This window comes from Asticcacaulis sp. P2_B1, assembly GCF_056404915.1.
Genome location: NZ_JBFUDD010000013.1, coordinates 20,389 through 37,319 on the forward strand (window position 1 = coordinate 20,389; position 16,931 = coordinate 37,319).

Here is a 16,931-nt window from a genome sequence, read left to right on the forward strand (position 1 = left end):
TGGGGATTATTTTCCACACGGTTTATTTTTTTTCGCGATTTGGATCGGCCTTTTTATTATCGGCTACGCGTTCTCTTTTATGCTATGTTGTTTTCCTCTACTCCCAATACGACTCACTTCGGCAGTGTGCCGAATGAATACGACGACTTGGGGTACAGCTGGTCATGGAAGGCAATCCTCTGGATTCCGTTGAGACATGGCAATGCGTCGGCGACAGCTTCGATAAGTTTCAAAAGATCATCTGCAGTTTTTTTGAGTGGAGTTGCGAACAGGACAGCGAAAAACCGGACTTTCACTGGCAGATAAATCTCGGCGTGCTGAAATCCGCCGAAAATCGCCACGACCCGCATATCCTGATGGGGCGGTTGAGCTCGACGAACGGTTTCGTCCAGATCCAGACCGACATAACCCACGATGTCATTATCATCATGCCGGTCAAGGGGACGCTGACCCTGACACGTGATGGCAAATCGGAAGAGATCGCTACCGGCCACGCCATGATCTATCAGCCGATGAGCGAAACCCGCATCAGCCATGTCACCGACGGCGACGCCTGCGAGGTCTACATCCTCAAGATCAGCTTCGCCTGGGTCCAGCGCTTTTTGTTCAACATGCTGCAAATGCCGGTCGAACGCGACCTGCATCTCGGCCCGGTCATCGACCTGACGACGCCGAAGGCGCGGATCCTGTCGCGCCTGATCGCCACCCTGTGCTCCGACGCCTTTACCTTCCAGAGCCGCAATCTGTCGCTCGCCTTGCAGCAGCGCCTTATCGAGACCTTCAGCCACCTGCTGCTGGAAAGCATTCCGCATCGGTACAGCGAACGCATGAGCGGGCCCAAGGCCGGCCCCATGCCCAACTATCTGCGCCTGGCGCGCGACTATATGCATCGCGAAGCGCGCGACAATCCATCGATGAACGATGTCGCCCGTGCCGCAGGCATCAGTGTCCGGACGTTAGAGACCAGCTTCCGCCAACATTTGGACGTGACGCCGCACGCTTACCTGCGCACCTTGCGTCTGCAGATGGCGAAACACGCCTTGAGCCTCGGCCAAAACGGACAATCGATTGCCGACGTCGCCATATCGCACGGCTTTCCTCATGCCGGCCGTTTCGCGCAATATTATACGGAACTGTTCGGCGAGGCACCGTCGGAAACCCGCCGCAAGGGACCGCCCAAGGGCAATGGTTATGGCGGTCTGGACGGCTTGGATGGGCTCGATGGACTGGACGGAGCTTTGAAGCCCGACGGCGACGGCCTGATCCGGCCTCACGTGGAAAAATAACGGCCACGGATTGAAAGCCGTGGCCGCCTGAGCCCTTAAGCTTTCGCCTTGACCCGCTTCTTGCCACGCTTGCCGCCCTTGGGACGGTTCAGCCGCACGACCTTGTTGTCGTCGGTATCGAAGACCGAACGCGGATTGGTCAGGCTGCGCGGCCCCAGGCCGAACAGCGACGCCATCGGCGCATCGTCGAGGAAGACCGTCTCCGTCTCGCCATAGCCGTTGAAGCGCGTGCCCATGGTGACGCCGTAAGCGCCCAGCATGCCGATTTCGATATAGTCGCCTTCATTGACATCGGCCGGCAGCCAGAACGGCCCCGGCATCGAGTCGATGGAATCACAGGTCGGACCGTAGAAACGGAACGGCTTCAAGGCTTCTTCGTCGTGGGTTTCGTCCGGGCGGTGCAGGCGCACCGGGAACGGCCACTTGGCGTGGGTAGCGTCGAACAGATTGCCGTAGGAGCCGTCATTGAGATAGAGGGCGTCCCCCTTGCGCAGCTCGACCTTGACCAGGACCGAGGTCGACTCGGCGACCAGGGCACGGCCGGGTTCGGCCCACAGCTGGGTTTCCTCGTGCACCTTCATCTCGTTGAAGGCGCGGTTGATGGTGTCCATATATTCGCTGAGCGCCGGCGGGATCATGCCGGGATAGACCGACGGGAAGCCGCCACCGACATCGACGACATCGGCGAAGACGCCGGCGCGGACCAGCGAGCGCGACGCCGCGGCCATGGCAGCGGCATAGGCGGTCGGGCGCATGCATTGCGATCCGACGTGGAAAGAGATGCCCATCATGTCCTGGGTCGCCTGGCGCGTCGCCATCAGCAACGACGGCGCTTCATGGCTTTGGGCGCCGAACTTGTTGGTCAGCGGCAGGTTGGAGCCTTCGCCCGAGGTTGCCAGACGGACGATCAGGTTGAGGTCGCGGGCGTTGCCGGTGGCTTCGAGGATTTTGGCCAGTTCCTCGTGCGTATCGAGGCTGAAGGTGCGGACACCGAAATCGGAATAGGCTTTCGCGATCGAGACACGGCTCTTGACCGGGTGCATGAAGGCCAGGCGCGCGGCGGGCAGGGTCGACCGAACCAGCTCGACTTCGTTCAGGCTGGCCACATCGAAGGACCGCACGCCGGCCGCCCACAGGGTTTCCAGCACCCACGGCGACGGGTTGGCCTTGACGGCATAAAAGACATCGCCTTTGAAATTTGCCTGAAACCAATGCGCGGCAGTGGTGACGGGGTGCCGGCGCACGAGGGCGACGGGCCGTTCCGGAGGCTGCTTGCGGACCAGGTCCAGGGCTGATTGGTAGATTTCCACCAGCATACCCTTAGAAAAGTTAAACCCAGACCGGCGTTAGCAGCGATGCCTGAGCCTCAGTTCTTGCCTAAGATATTGTATCTTTGGGCGCAAAATGAGGCGGGACCATGTGAACTCGGGGTCCGCCGGAAGAACGTCCTATATAGAGGAATAGGAATCCACGTAAAGAGGTTGCGTGTGAAATTTTTATGATGGCCACCTTGATCAGGTCATCCTGTTGCCTTGACCTCCATGGTGACACGGCCTAGCTGGTTGCGGAACTATCCATCGGGGAGGGTGAAATGTTGTTATATACAGGTTTACGGCTGGCGTCGGTCGCCGCCCTGGCAACGGCCGTCCTGCTCGCCATCACCCCCGCCCATGCCCAACAAGCGACCCCGCCAGTCCAGGTGACCGGCGGCGCCGTTTCCGGCAGCGATAACGGCGATGTCCGCACCTTCTTCGGCGTGCCCTATGCCGCGCCGCCGGTGGCAGACCTGCGCTGGCGCGCGCCGCAACCAATCCAGCCCTGGACGGGCGTCAAAGACGTCCGCGCCTTTTCACCGGTTTGCCGCCAGACGGCGCCCTGGATCAGCAATCCGCAAAACGAAGACTGCCTCTATCTCAATATCTGGGCGCCCGAAAAAGCCGAGAACCTGCCTGTCATGGTGTGGATCCATGGCGGCGGCCTGTTCGGCGGCACAGGCGCGCAAAGCCTCTATGACGGCACGAACCTGACGCACCGCGGGGTTATCGTGGTGACCATCAACTACCGCCTGGGCGTCTTCGGCTTTTTCGCCGATCCGGAACTGACCCAGGAATCCCCCGACCATGCCTCCGGCAATCAGGGCATCGCAGACCAGATCGCCGCCTTGCAATGGGTGAAGGCCAATATCGCAGCCTTCGGAGGTGACCCTAACCGCGTCACCATCATGGGCGAATCCGCCGGCGCGGAGTCGGTGGCCGTCCTGGTCGCTTCGCCCCAGGCCAAGGGCCTGTTCCAGCGCGCCATCGCCGAAAGCGGCAATGGCGCCCTGCCGATCGACCCCAGCGAGGACAGTCAATTCGACCGCGCCAAGGCCGAAGCGCAAGGCTCGGCCTTCATGCGCTCCCTGGGCGCCGCCAACCTGGCCGAGCTGCGCCGCATGGACGCCGCTACGTTGATCCGTCAGCCCTGGGCGCCCCGCGTCATCGTCGACGGTCATATCCTGCATGAGGATATGACCACGACCTACAGCCATCACCGGCAAAACGACGTACCGATCCTGGTCGGCTGGAACGCCGACGAAGGCGAGGACTTGGCGCCGGAGATCCTCGGCACCGACGCCTTTACCGCGGCCAATCATGCCGGCCTTGTGGCGAAACTGCTGGGTCACGCGCCGTCTCCCGCCATGCTCAAGGCCTATCCCGGTGCCACGGATGACGAGGCACGGGCCTCGATCAACCAACTGACGACCGATTGGTGGGCCTGGCGCATGTGGTATTGGGCCGATCGCCAGGTTAAGGCCGGCGGCCGCGACGCTTACGTCTATGACTTCGTCCACAACCCGACCGAGCCGGCGACACCGTGCGGCTATGGCTGCAATGCCGGTCACGGCGCGGAAATTCGCTATGTCTTCGATCAGCTCGACCAGGATTCGCGGCCGTGGAGCGATGAGGACCGGCAACTGGCCGCCCGCCTGGCCGGCTATTGGACTAATTTCGCCAAGACCGGCGATCCTAACGGCGCCGACCTGCCGACATGGCAGGCATTCGACGGCGGCAATGCATCTGTCTTGCGTATCGGCAATGAGGATGAGGTGACGAAGCGCGGCGTCTTGCCGGATTTCGCGCAATTCGGCACGCCTGCGAACTGACGGCGTCAAACCGGTCCGCCGCGCCCCATGCTACGCATGGCTGTTTGTCATAAAAAATTCGTGTAAAAGCTGAAAAAATGTTTGGCGTCGCGATGTACTCGTGCTTAGATTAACCATGTTATCCCGGGGGAAGGGGCAAGGTTATCCGCCCGCTGCGTCAATATCTCACCCTATGATCGAAGTGCCCGCTGTCAGCGTTCGCCCATCCGTCATTTCACAGAGAGATTTTCCATGACCGACTATTTCGGCACAGAGTTCGATAATACCCTCAGCGTGACCACGGCCAATGGCCAGTTCAACTGGTATGCTGGAGACGGCATCGACACCCTGATCGTCGATTACAGCGCCACCGCCACAGGCTTCACGACGTCGATTTCGGGTAACGCCCGTCTCATTGGCCCGTTCAATTCCATTGCCTACGATATCGAGCACCTCAACATCACCGGTGGCTCTGGCAATGACCAGTTCAAGGATATGAAGACCGGCGACATCGTGAATGGTAGTGCCGGCACCGACAGGCTTTGGCTGTACATGGACGATGTGACGGCCTCGATCGATTACAATGCCGTTCTCGCGGCCACCGACGGCGGCACGGGCACGCTGAGCGGCGGCACCAGCATCCGCAATGTCGAGCAACTGGCCGAGTTGGCGACCGGCAGCGGCGACGACCAACTGACCCTGTCCTTCGCCCAGGGCAATTTCAACTGGTACGCCAATGACGGTATCGACCGACTGGTCGTCGATTACAGCGCTACGGCGACGGGTTTCACCACCTTTATTGCCGGCAACAATCGCGTCGTCGGTTCGACCTCCAACGCCTACAATATCGAACACCTGACCATTACCGGTGGTTCCGGCAACGACCAGTTCAAGGACATGAAGACCGGTGACATCGTCAATGGCAGCGACGGCACGGACAAAATCTGGTTGAATATGGACGATGTGACGGCCTCGATCGACTATAACGCCGTCCTGGCGGCGACGGACGCCGGCACCGGCGAGCTGGGCGACGGCACCAGCGTCAGGAATGTCGAGCAACTGGCTGCCTTCGCGACCGGCAGCGGCGATGATCGGCTGACAGTGGCATTCGCGCAGGGAGCATTCTCCTGGTACGCCAATGACGGCGACGACCGGTTGGTTGTAGACTATAGCGCCTCGGCGACCGGTTTCACGACCCTCCAGGCCGGTAATAATCGCGTCGTGTCTTCGACCATCAACGCCTACGATACCGAACACCTGACGATTACGGGCAGCGCGGGCGACGATTCGTTCAAGGACATGAAGACCGGCGATATCGTCGACGGCAGTGTCGGCAACGATAAAATCTGGCTGAATATGGACGGGGTCACCTCGGATATCGCCTATGACGCCGTCACAGCCGCGACCGGAACGGGGATCGGCCTGACCGGTGGCACTTCGGTCAAGAACGTCGAACGGTTGGTCGAGTTGGCGACGGGCAGCGGTAATGATCAATTGACCGTCTCCTTTGCCCAGGGCGTTTTCACCTGGTACGCCAACGACGGCGACGACCGGTTGATTGTCGATTACAGCGCCACCGCGACCGGCTTCACCACCTTCCAGGCCGGCAACAACCGTGTGGTCGGCACCTCTAATGCCTATAATACCGAACACCTGACCATCACCGGCGGATCGGGCAATGACCAGTTCAAGGACATGTTGACCGGCGACGTTGTGGACGGCGGCGCCGGTACGGACAAGCTATGGCTCTATATGGACAGTGTCACGTCGGACATCGACTATAATGCCGTCGTGGCCGCGGGCGGGACCGGCATCACCGTGGGCGGCGGAACGTCGGTTAAAAACGTCGAGTTGTTGGGCGAGCTCAGTACCGGCTTCGGCAATGATCAATTGACCGTCTCGCTCGCCCAGGGCGCCTTCATCTGGTACGCCAATGACGGTGACGACCGTCTGGTCGGAGACTACAGCGCCACCGCAACTGGCTTTAGCACCTCCGTCGCCGGCAATGCCTATATTATCGGCCTCAACAATGCCTATGCCTATAATATCGAAAGCGTGAACATCAAAGGTGGTAGCGGCGACGACGTGTTGAACGGCACCGACGGCAATGATGAGTTGAACGGCAATGGCGGCAACGATACCCTTGCCGGCGGCGCGGGGATCGACACGGTATCGTACGCCGACGCTACCGGCTATATTACCGCCAGTCTGCGGCTTCAGGGCCACGCCCAGGACACGCATGCCGCCGGCCAGGATACCCTGACGGGTATCGAGAACCTCACCGGCGGTACATTCAACGATACCCTTACCGGCGATGACAACGACAATGTCCTGATGGGTGGCGCAGGCATCGACATCCTGTCCGGCGGCGACGGCACTGACACGCTTGATGGCGGCATCGGCACCGATAATTTGTCCGGTGGCTTTGGCGACGATATCTACTATGTCGACAATATTAACGATTTCGCCCTCGAAGGCGCCGGGGCCGGTACCGACCTCGTCTATGCGTCGCTCACCTATTCGCTGGCCGGCCAGCAAGTGGAAAATCTGACTCTGACGGGCGAGGCGGCAATCGACGGCACAGGCAATTCGTTGGCCAATATCATAATCGGCAATGACGCCGCCAACATCCTAATCGGCGGATCGGGAATCGACACTCTGAACGGCATGGGCGGTAATGATCGTCTCGATGGCGGCCTGCTCGCCGACATCATGGCCGGCGGCGCAGGCGACGACACCTATATCGTCGACAATTTCAGCGACAGCGTCACGGAGAATGCCGGCGAAGGCTATGACACTGTCATCTCGGCAAAGACGTGGACGCTTGGGGCCAATTTCGAGGCGCTAAGGCTCAATAGCACAGACAATTTCAACCTCACCGGCAACGCCCTCGACAACGCGCTGACGGGCGGTAACGGCAATAATATCATCGATGGTGGTTTGGGCGCCGACGCCATGACCGGCAACAAGGGTGACGATATCTATTATGTCGACAATGCCGGTGACACCGTTGTCGAAATTGCGGGGGAGGGCACAGACAAGGTCATCTCAAGCGTGACCTTCACGCTGTCAGGCCAGCAAATCGAGAACCTGACGCTCACCGGCTCGGCCAATGTCAACGCCACCGGCAACAGCCTGGCCAATATCTTGATTGGCAATGCCGGCAATAATGTCATCAACGGAGGCGGTGGTGCCGATGCCATGACCGGGGGCGCCGGCAATGATACTTTCACTGTCGATAATGCCGGAGATACCGTCATTGAGGCCAGCGGCGGCGGCACGGATCTGGTCAATGCCTCGGTGACCTTCAGCCTGTCTGGCCAATTCGTCGAAAACCTCACCCTGACAGGCAGCAATGCCATCAATGGTACCGGCAACAGCCTGGCCAACACGATCCTAGGCAATAACGCCGCCAATACGCTGAACGGCGGCACCGGCGCCGACATCTTAAGCGGCAAGGGCGGTGCGGATGTTTTCCTGTTCGGCACATCGAGCGGCCTGGACACCATCAGCGACTTTTCAGCGACCCAGGGCGACAGCATCAATGTCAATGCCTATACCCACGGCACGGCGCATGCCGGCTATATCACCCACGTCGGCAATGACACCCTGATCACCTTGAGCAGCGGCAATGTCATCACCGTGCTCAACACCTCCGCCGCCGATGTCACGGCCCATATGGTGTGGTAATCTGCGCCCTGCCGGTCAACCCCAGTCGATATGCGACGCCACCGCGGCCAGTTGCGCGTGGGCGACGGTGATGACATTGCCGCCGCCGAGATCGATGACGACGGAAGCGCCGGCCTGGCTGATCACGGCGCTGCCCATCACGCTGTGATAGGCGCCGACGTCGATCGCATCGCCGTCGCTGGCTGAAAAATCGCTGATCGTATCGGTGCCGCTGCCGCTGCCGAAGATGAAGCGGTCCATGCCGGCGCCGCCGCTCAGCGTGTCGCCACCGGCCCCGCCGTCCAGTGTATCGTTGCCCTCCTTGCCGAACAGCTCGTTGGCGCCGGCGTTGCCGGTCAAGGCGTTGGCACCGGTATTGCCGACTCCGCGAACCGCCGTGCCGGTCAGGACCAGGTCCTCGACATTGGCGCCCAGCACGTAATAGACCGAGCTGTAAACCGTGTCGTGGCCCTGGCCGGTCAGCTCGACGGGCTTGTCGCGGTAGCTGTCGACTACATAACCGTCATCGCCCAATCCGCCGGTGAGGGTGTCGTCACCCGCCCCGCCGTCCAATATATCATTGCCGTCCTTGCCGAACAGGTCGTTGGCGCTGGCGTTGCCGGTGAGGTGATTGTCGCCGGAATTGCCGACGCCCTTGGCTGCAGTACCGGTCAGCACCAGGTCCTCGACATTGGCGTCCAGCACGTAATAGACCGAGCTGTGGACCGTGTCGTGGCCCTGGCCGGCCAGCTCGACGGCCTTGTCGCGGTAGCTGTCGACGACATAGTCGTCGTCGCCCAATCCGCCGGTGAGGGTATCGTCGCCCGCACCGCCGTCCAGCACATCGCCGCCGTCCTTGCCGAACAATTCGTTGGCGCTGCCGTTGCCGGTGAGGTGATTGCCACCCGCATTACCGACGCCGCGAACCGCCGTGCCGGTCAGGACCAGGTTCTCGACATTGGCGCTGAGGACATAATAGACCGAGGCCATGACCGTATCGCCGGTGCCACCCGACGCAGCTTCGCTGACGACGTCCTGGAAACTGTCGACCCAATAGGTGTCGTTGCCGGTCCGTCCGGCCATGATATCGGCGCCGGCGCCGCCGTCCAGGGTGTTGTCGCCGGTATTGCCGGTCAACCGGTTGGCGTCACCATTGCCGGTGCCATTGATCGCACTGCCGGTCAGGGTCAGGTTTTCGACATTGCTGCCCAGGGTGTAATCGATAGACGCCTTAACCGTGTCGGTGCCTTCGCCGCTGTTTTCAACGACCTGGTCCGAGCTGTAATCGACGATATAGGTGTCGTCGCCCGTCCCGCCCTTCAGGGTGTCGTAGGCTGGGTCGATAACCGGGGCTATGGGCAGGGACGGGTCATTGAGCGAAATATTGAGATCGTAGGTCCCCAGGCCATTCTGGGTGGCCATCTGGATGTAATAGGTTCCGGCGGTGCTCAGCGTCGCGTGGATATAGGCGTCGCTCTGGCCGGTGCTGCCCGCCTGGCCGTCGCCACTGGTGTCGTTACTGTTGAAGGCGACCAGGAAATTGTTGCCCCGCCACAGGTAGATCGAGGTGTCGATGCCGGCCGAGCGGTCGACGTCGAGGACGATATCGACATTGGCCTGGGTCGTGGTGAAGCTGTACCATTGCGAATTGAAGTCTTGTGTGATGTGGACGGTGACATGCGGCACCGTTGTGGCGTTCTTGTCGATATCGCCCCTGGCGCCCAGCGCAAACCCCCTGCTGTCTATTTCCAGGGCGTTGGCCTTGTCGCCATGGTAGACCGAATCGTCGTCGATAATATCGAAACCGGCGCTGCCCTGGCCGAGCAGGGCGGTCGGGTCGATGCCGCCGCCCGCCAGTATGTTGTTGCCGCTATTGCCGGTGACGATATTGGCCCCGCCATTGCCCGTGCCGTTGATGGCGCCCGTGCCGGTCAGGGTCAGGTTCTCGAAATAGGCGCCCAGGGTGTAGCTTAACGACGCTTCCACCGTGTCCGTGCCGGCCAGCGACGCTTCGCTGACGCTGTCGAGCGCGTCGTCGACGACATAGGTGTCATCGCCACTGCCGCCATACAGGATGTCGCCGCCGGTCCCGCCATCCAGCCTGTCATCGCCACCCAGACCGTAAAGGGTGTCGCTGCCGGTACCTCCAGTCAGCGTATTGGCGCCGTCGTCGCCGGTCTGGTCGCCGTGGATCCATCCGGCCGTCAGGCCTTCCTCAGTGTTATGCACCTTAGCCATGGCGTTTGCCCCCGCTGAATTGGCCGGATTTCACTCCGCGTTTGGCGCATAATTATCCATATTGCGACCTATATTACCAGTAGGGCCGGTAACAAATTCAATTTCGGTAAGATGTTATCAAAGTCGAATGCACCGGTGCGCATGGCTGGCAATCGTGCGCCTGTCGATTGACAGGCGTCGCAATCGCGATACGGTCAAGGCTGTAAACAGCCGGCGGATGAGTTTGATGGACCCCATGCATTTATTCGAACTCGTGATCGCCATGGTGCTGGCGATCATCATCCTGCACTATGCCGCGCAGCGCCTAAGCCTGCCGCCGGCCGTCGCCCTGATCGCTGGCGGCGCGCTCCTGGCCTTTATTCCCGGTCTTCCGGTCATATCCCTGGACCCGGCCCTGGTCCTGGTCATCTTCCTGCCGCCGCTGCTCATGGACGGCGCCTGGTTTATCGCCTTTGCGCAACTGCGCCGCCATATGCTGGGCGTCGCGTCTCTGGCCATCGGCGCGGTGATCTTCACGACCGCCGTCGTCGCCCTGGTGACCCACTGGCTGTTCCCCGCCCTGCCCTGGGCGGCATGCGCGGCCCTGGGCGCGATCGTGGCGCCGCCCGACGCCGTGTCGGCGCGCGCCATCCTGCAACGCGTCCATCTGCCCAACCGGCCGTCGATCCTGCTGGAAGGCGAGAGCCTGCTCAACGATGCCACCGGGCTGGTGCTGTTCCGCTTCGCCATTGCCGCCGGCGTCACCGGCGCCTTCAGCACGTTCGAGGCGCTGCAGACCTTCTCGATCCTGGCCATCGGCGGCGCCGCGGTCGGGGCCGCCATCGGGGCGGCCTGGGTCGTCCTGGTGCGTCATCTCAAGGACGACTATCTGCAGATCGCCTCCTCCATTCTGGTGTCGTGGTCCGCCTATCTGCTGGGCGAGTCGGTGCACGTCTCAGGTGTCATCGCCGCGGTTTCGGCCGGGCTGATCTGCGGTTGGTATCAGCATGTCGTCCTGTCGGCGGCCGTGCGCATGCGCGGGACGTCGTTCTGGACCGTGTTGATTTTCCTCATGGAAGCCACCGTCTTCATGCTGATCGGCTCGTCGCTCAAGGGCGTGGTCGAGCGCGTCGGTGGCTTCGGGGTGGTGATCCGCGAGATGGCGCTGCCGATCCTGGCGATCCTGCTGACCCTGATCGTGGCGCGGTTCGCCTGGGTGTTCGGGGCCGACGCCGTTACCGTGATCCTGCGCAGCCTTGGGCTCAAACGGATGGCGCCGCTGGGGCCCAAATGCGCCACGGTGATCAGCTGGGCCGGCATGCGCGGCGTCGTCACCCTGGCTGTGGCGCTGAGCGTGCCGGCGGACTTCCCCGGTCGCGACTTCATGCTGATGGCGGCGTTTGGGGTCATCCTCGGTACGGTCCTCGTCCAGGGCATGACGCTCGGCAAGATCATCCGGTGGGCCGGCCTCAAGGAGGTGGAGGCCGACAAGGCGCGGCTGACCATGAGCGAGGCCGAGGCTGCCATGGCCAAGGCCCAGGTCAAGGTGGTCGAGCGCCTGGCCTATGACGAGGGCGGCGAGCTGGTGCACCCGCAATTGCTCGACCGCTATCAGCGCCGCGCCGTCATGTCCGAAAAATACGCCGCCCAGGAAGAAGAGTTCCAGCCGCGCCTGCACGCCCATTTCGACGTCGTGCTGGAAGCCGTGGCGGCCGGGCGCGGCGAGCTGATCCGGCTGCACCGGATCGGCGACATCGACGACCGCACGCTTTTGGAGCTGGAAAAGGACCTCGATCTCGAAGAGCTGAGCGCCATCTCGGCGAAGTCCTGAGGCAGGGTGTGATGGAAAAGTCCCTTAGAAATCCATCGCATAGGTCAGGCTGAAATTGCGCGGACGGGCGTAAATCACCTCCGCATAGCCCGCCGACGTGCTCTCGGACGAGGTGCCGGCAAGGGGATACAGCCTGTTGGTCAGGTTGTTACCGGCCAGCGTGACGTGCCATTTGCGGCTTTCGGGCTCGAGCACGATCGACGCATTGGCGATGGCGACGGATTTGTTCTGCGCAATCGATACCGTATTGCCGGCGTCGAAATATTGCTTGCCGGTGAAGCTGATATTCACCCTCGGCGTCAAGCGCAGGCCATCGCCGACGTGGAAGGTATAGGACCCGCCCACATGCCCTTGAAGCTCGGGCGCGAACGGCAGGCGGCTGGTCAGGGTGGCGACCGAGGTGGGGGTCACTGCGCCAAAAGAAGGCGGATTGGTGATGCTGTCGAAGCCCGTGTCGAGATAACCCAGGCTGACATTCAGGTACAGATCCCGTACGGGAATATATTCGGCTTCCAGCTCGGCGCCGCTGATCGTGGCCTCGCCGGCATTGAACAGCAAAGGCACGACGCCCAGACGGTAGGTCATCTGCATGTCGGTATATTTGGTGGTGAAGACCGCGCCGTTGATACGCAGGCCGCGCACTGGATTCGCCTTGAAGCCGGCCTCGGAGGATTCCGCCGATTCCGGCGCGAACGAGATCGGCACATTGCCGGGAGGAGCGTTGTTGTAGCGCTCGTTAAACCCGCCGCTCTTGAAGCCCTGGGACCAGCTGACATAGGTCATGAGCGCCTCGTTCCAGCGATACTGGAGGCTGGCCGATCCCGTGGTCGCCGTGAAATTGCGTTCGTTGCGGCCGGTGCCGATAAACAGGCAGCCGGTCTGCGTGGGGGGAGGTCCGCCGAAGGGGCACAGCGCCGTCGGCGCGGCTGGTTCCGGCTTGCTGTAGGGCGCGACATTGAACATCGTGGCCTGAAGGCCTTTGGTCTCGTCCGTATAGCGCAGGCCGGCGGACACGCTCAGGCGATCCGAAAACTTGTAGCTCCACTGGGTGAAGAAGGCCGTGGCCCGGGTGTCGAGCGCCACTTTTTGCGTATCGTAGGAGGTGCCGGGATTACCCAGCCCGACCAGCACGCGGTCGGCAGTCTCTTCGTTGAAATAATAGGCGCCGATCACACCGTCCCAATGGGCCGTTTTGATCTGTGCCTGCAATTCCTGGCTCTGCTGGTCGCTGTGGCTGCTGTAATTGGTTTGCAGGATCAGCAAGGGCGTATTGTCGGCGTCGCGGGCGCCCGACCATTCCAGGGTCCGGGCCGAAGAGATAGACTTGAACGACAGGACGTCATTGATCTTCCACTCGGCGACCAGGGACACGCCCGAATTCTCGAGCGTGCTGAAGGCCGGCGCCGTGCCGCCATTGGTGAAGGGGCCCTTGTACTGGGCGTCATTGGCGCAGCGGGGATCGGCCGTCGCCGGCACGAAGGGGGGCGGAAAGGTCGCGCCGGGGCAGCCCGCGGCCTTGCTGGCGGCGGCCGGGAAGGTCTGGCGCTCATTGATCGACAGGAAGACGAACGGGGAGCCGTGCTCGTCGGCCTTGGCATAGTCGCCGCGCAGGGTCAGGGTCAGGTCGCTCGACGGTTCCCAGCGCAAGGTGCCCTGGGCGTTGGACGTATTGACGTCGCCCAGATCGAGACCGTCGGATTCGCGATGCACATAGCCGTCGCGCATACGGCGGCCGAAGGCCACCCGGCCTTGCAGATGCTCGGAAATCGGTATGTCGAAGGCGCCGAACAGCTCCCGCAGGTTATCGTCGCCCAGGCCCACGCGCAGCGTGTTTCCCGCGCCGGGCCGGTTGGTCGACAACAGCACGGCGCCGCCGATCGTATTGCGCCCGAACAGCGTGCCCTGGGGCCCGCGGACCACCTGGACATTGGCGATATCGCGGAACTCCATGGCCCCGCCGACCGACCGGCCCATATAGACGTCGTCGATATAAAGACCCACGCCGGGATCGACTGCGCCGGTGGCATCCGTCTGGCCGATGCCGCGAATAAACACCTGGGCGGCCGAATTGTTTCCGGTCAGCGTGCCGTAGGTGGCGAACTGGAGATTGGGCGTCACCTTGCCGAGGTCGGTTGTCGATTGAATTTGTTGCCGCTCAAGGGCTTTCGCGCTCAGCGCGGTAATGGCCAGCGGCGTGTCCTGAAGCTTTTCCATCCGCCGCCGCGCTGTGACGACGACGACGGTATCGCTGTCGTCCGCCTGTGCCTGGACTTGACCCTGGGTCTGCGCCAAAGTGCCGGAATAAAAGAAGGGCAGGCAGGTCGCGGTCGCGGCAAGCAGTCCCGACCGATAAAGTATACGCGCCAAGGCGCGGCTATTCCTATATTTAGGCATGTTGTCGTCCCTGAGTTATATATATTCCATATTAATTATGGATATTATTTGGTAGCAAACATACCTAATAGTTTTCGGCCACCCCGTCAATCGCATCACAATGTTATTGAGGACTGTTGCCGGCCTGACACAGATGGCGGGGTGAGAGCCGGCAATGAGCTGGCGCAGTGCTCCAAGACGCTCTGGCGCGCCGGTGCGGCTCGACGTGGCTTGCCGCCGCCCGCCCCGCGTTTACGGGGTATAGCGCCAGCGAAGGTGTAGCCTTCGCTGGCGCTGGATGAGGGCACGTAGACCGCCGGTTTTTCCGCCTATTCCCCGGCCGTATCCAGGTCCGCTTCGTCGCGGTCATATTCCATGATGTCGGCCGGCTGGCAGTCGAGGATCAGGCAAATCTTGCTAAGCGTATCGAACCGCATACCCTTTACCTTGCCGGTGCGCAGAAGGGACATCTGGGTTTCGGAAATGCCGACCTGGGCGCACAGATCGCGGGCGCGCACCTTGCGCTTGGCCAGCAGGACGTCGAGCGTGACACGTATGGGCATTTAGACGAACTGCTCGAGTTCGGACTTCAGCGCCTGGCCTTGACGGGCCAGCATGTAGAAGACCAGGCCGATCAGGCCGAAGGTCAGGCTTTCGATATAGGGGCCATAAAGCCGCAGCGGGGCGGCGCCATAGGCGAGATAGTTGAAGAGGGGCACCAGAACCAGTGCGCCGAAGGCGCCGAAGAGCAGGTTGAGGCCGACCCCGCGCATGCCCTTGACCACGGCGGGTTTGAAGGCGTCGCCGCGGCCGAGACTGCCGAACAGGGTCGACGCTGCCCACAGCGCGCACAGGGCGAAACCCGGCTGCAGCAGCTCGGCCCAGTAGGCGAAGACGATAAGGACATTATGCGAGGCGCTGCCGACGGCAAACGGTATGGACTTGAGGCCGGCGATCTTTTCGCCGGTATAGGCCAGGGCCAGGACAAATACGGCCAGCCGTATCAGTACGCCGAACGCGCCCACCGGCGCAGGTGATTTGGACATGGAAGACGCTCCCGATGAGATGTCATTTAATTAGCATTAAAGACATATAACTTTATATAAAACTTAAAGTCAAGCGTCAAAAATCGCGGTTCTTTCATGGCCATCGGCCGATGGGGCAGGACCTATCCGGAAGCGGTGCTGGACGGCGTTGATTTGAAACGCGCGGTCATCCACTCGACGAATGTCATGCCGGCGTCGGACATCTGGTCAAAGTCGCGGGCCACCAGCCAATAGGCCCCATAGGAAATGGACAGGTCGAAGGGCTGGACCAGGCGGCCGGCCGCCACTTCCTCGGCAACGAGCACCGTATCCATCAAGGCGACGCCCTGGGAGCGCAGGGCCGCCTGCATCACCAGGCCGCCATCGGCATAGACCGGCCCTCTTTTCGAGTCCGGCAAGGCGATGCCCGCCGCCGAAAACCATTGCTGCCAGCCATCGCGATTTTCTTCGTGGAGCAAGACGTGCCCGAGCAGGTTCTCGGGCTTGGTCGGTAGCGGCAAGGCCGCCGCCATGACGGGCACCATATGGACGTCCGACAGGTGCCGGCTCTGCGTCCGCGGCCAGGTCCTGGCCGTCGCGGCATATCTGACGGCGAGGTCGGCCTTGTCGGTGCGGAAATCGACCAGCTGCGCCGCCGATTCCACCACGATGTCGATCTCGAGATGGCTGAGCTGGAAATCGGGGAGATGCGGGATGAGCCAGCACGAAGCCAGCGACGGCTCCGCGTTGATGGTCAGAGTCGCGATCGTGCCGGTTGAACGGACCTGTTCGAGGCACAGATCGATATCGTCAAACGACCGGGTAAGGACCGCGAGCAGTTTCGCGCCGGCCGGTGTCAAAGATACGCTGCGATGACCCCGCTCGAACAGGGGCTGCCCCAGCATGGCCTCGAGATCGCGTATTTGCCGGCTGATAGCGGCCTGCGACACGAACAATGTTTCGGCGGCCATGGTGAAGCTGTTAAGCCGTCCCGCCGCCTCGAAACTGCGTAAAGCCGTCAAGGGTAACCTGCCGCGTTTCATGGCCTGCCTCGCATAACCTCAAGTCATTCGAAGCAACCATTAAACGCGTTTGAAGCCGGACGCCAAGTGGCAATAATGGCCGCGAAGGAGATCGGCCATGTGGAACGAGATTGTCAAAACCCTGCTGGACGTGATCATGATTATCACCAACCAGCCGAGACCGCCGCGCAGCCGGGATTATTAGCCGGGCGTTGAAGCGTGACGACATGAGACAGGTCATGCCAGTTTTCACCAAGTCATAGTGATCGGTGTTGATCGCCAAGAGGCTGCTTGCCGCATCATGCCTTGCCAGGTCGGCCTAATCCAATTATCGTACAATTAATTTCGCCGAAGGCGATTTCCTGTACGAGGCAAGGGCATGTG

At 61.6% G+C, this 16,931-nt stretch carries 10 protein-coding genes; 4 read left to right on the forward strand and 6 right to left on the reverse strand.

Going from position 1 to position 16,931, the window contains the following annotated elements; genetic code table 11:
* The first annotated feature begins 164 nt into the window (after positions 1–164).
* Positions 165–1,286: an AraC family transcriptional regulator gene (locus AC1DX3_RS19985; protein WP_476991100.1), complete on the forward strand. Its 1,122-nt coding sequence runs from the start codon at positions 165–167 to the stop codon at positions 1,284–1,286.
* A 35-nt stretch (positions 1,287–1,321) separates the two neighbouring features.
* Here the strand turns inward: AC1DX3_RS19985 and AC1DX3_RS19990 are convergent, their stop codons facing one another.
* Positions 1,322–2,596 (reverse strand): type III PLP-dependent enzyme, encoded by a 1,275-nt coding sequence (locus tag AC1DX3_RS19990; protein ID WP_476991101.1) that lies wholly within the window; start codon positions 2,594–2,596, stop codon positions 1,322–1,324.
* 281 nt (positions 2,597–2,877) lie between these two features.
* On the opposite strand from AC1DX3_RS19990, the gene AC1DX3_RS19995 reads away from it, so the two are divergent.
* Both AC1DX3_RS19995 and AC1DX3_RS20000 read left to right on the forward strand, forming a co-directional pair.
* Complete coding sequence (locus tag AC1DX3_RS19995; RefSeq protein WP_476991102.1) at positions 2,878–4,431, forward strand: carboxylesterase/lipase family protein; 1,554 nt, start codon at positions 2,878–2,880, stop codon at positions 4,429–4,431.
* Between the two features lie 231 nt (positions 4,432–4,662).
* A complete protein-coding gene (locus AC1DX3_RS20000; protein WP_476991103.1) occupies positions 4,663–8,100 on the forward strand; it encodes a beta strand repeat-containing protein in 3,438 nt (1,145 codons plus the stop codon).
* Positions 8,101–8,115: 15 nt separating this feature from the next.
* Here AC1DX3_RS20000 and AC1DX3_RS20005 read toward each other — a convergent pair whose 3' ends face one another.
* A complete protein-coding gene (locus AC1DX3_RS20005) occupies positions 8,116–10,317 on the reverse strand; it encodes a beta strand repeat-containing protein (protein ID WP_476991104.1) in 2,202 nt (733 codons plus the stop codon).
* A 235-nt stretch (positions 10,318–10,552) separates the two neighbouring features.
* On the opposite strand from AC1DX3_RS20005, the gene AC1DX3_RS20010 reads away from it, so the two are divergent.
* Positions 10,553–12,127, forward strand: a complete 1,575-nt coding sequence (locus AC1DX3_RS20010) for a Na+/H+ antiporter (RefSeq protein ID WP_476991105.1) — start codon at positions 10,553–10,555, stop codon at positions 12,125–12,127.
* Between the two features lie 24 nt (positions 12,128–12,151).
* On the opposite strand, the gene AC1DX3_RS20015 is transcribed toward AC1DX3_RS20010, so the two are convergent.
* The 4 genes from AC1DX3_RS20015 to AC1DX3_RS20030 all read right to left on the reverse strand — a co-directional run bounded on the left by AC1DX3_RS20015 (position 12,152) and on the right by AC1DX3_RS20030 (position 16,568).
* Positions 12,152–14,521 carry a TonB-dependent receptor gene (locus AC1DX3_RS20015; RefSeq protein ID WP_476991106.1) on the reverse strand — a complete coding sequence of 790 codons (2,370 nt, stop codon included), beginning with the start codon at positions 14,519–14,521 and terminating at the stop codon, positions 12,152–12,154.
* A 308-nt stretch (positions 14,522–14,829) separates the two neighbouring features.
* On the reverse strand, positions 14,830–15,063 hold the full coding sequence (locus AC1DX3_RS20020) for a helix-turn-helix domain-containing protein (RefSeq protein WP_476991107.1): 234 nt from the start codon (positions 15,061–15,063) through the stop codon (positions 14,830–14,832).
* Complete coding sequence (locus AC1DX3_RS20025; protein WP_476991108.1) at positions 15,064–15,546, reverse strand: DUF2975 domain-containing protein; 483 nt, start codon at positions 15,544–15,546, stop codon at positions 15,064–15,066.
* A 122-nt stretch (positions 15,547–15,668) separates the two neighbouring features.
* Positions 15,669–16,568: a LysR substrate-binding domain-containing protein gene (locus AC1DX3_RS20030; RefSeq protein ID WP_476991109.1), complete on the reverse strand. Its 900-nt coding sequence runs from the start codon at positions 16,566–16,568 to the stop codon at positions 15,669–15,671.
* Positions 16,569–16,931 lie beyond the last annotated feature (363 nt).

What these genes read in the sequence shown, in the direction of transcription:
- AC1DX3_RS20030 (WP_476991109.1), bottom strand. Translation starts at nt 16,568, where the DNA reads ATGAAACGCGGCAGGTTACCCTTGACGGCTTTACGCAGTTTCGAGGCG.
- AC1DX3_RS19985 (WP_476991100.1), top strand. Translation starts at nt 165, where the DNA reads ATGGAAGGCAATCCTCTGGATTCCGTTGAGACATGGCAATGCGTCGGC.
- AC1DX3_RS20015 (WP_476991106.1), bottom strand. Translation starts at nt 14,521, where the DNA reads ATGCCTAAATATAGGAATAGCCGCGCCTTGGCGCGTATACTTTATCGG.
- AC1DX3_RS20000 (WP_476991103.1), top strand. Translation starts at nt 4,663, where the DNA reads ATGACCGACTATTTCGGCACAGAGTTCGATAATACCCTCAGCGTGACC.
- AC1DX3_RS20010 (WP_476991105.1), top strand. Translation starts at nt 10,553, where the DNA reads ATGCATTTATTCGAACTCGTGATCGCCATGGTGCTGGCGATCATCATC.
- AC1DX3_RS19995 (WP_476991102.1), top strand. Translation starts at nt 2,878, where the DNA reads ATGTTGTTATATACAGGTTTACGGCTGGCGTCGGTCGCCGCCCTGGCA.
- AC1DX3_RS20020 (WP_476991107.1), bottom strand. Translation starts at nt 15,063, where the DNA reads ATGCCCATACGTGTCACGCTCGACGTCCTGCTGGCCAAGCGCAAGGTG.
- AC1DX3_RS20025 (WP_476991108.1), bottom strand. Translation starts at nt 15,546, where the DNA reads ATGTCCAAATCACCTGCGCCGGTGGGCGCGTTCGGCGTACTGATACGG.
- AC1DX3_RS20005 (WP_476991104.1), bottom strand. Translation starts at nt 10,317, where the DNA reads ATGGCTAAGGTGCATAACACTGAGGAAGGCCTGACGGCCGGATGGATC.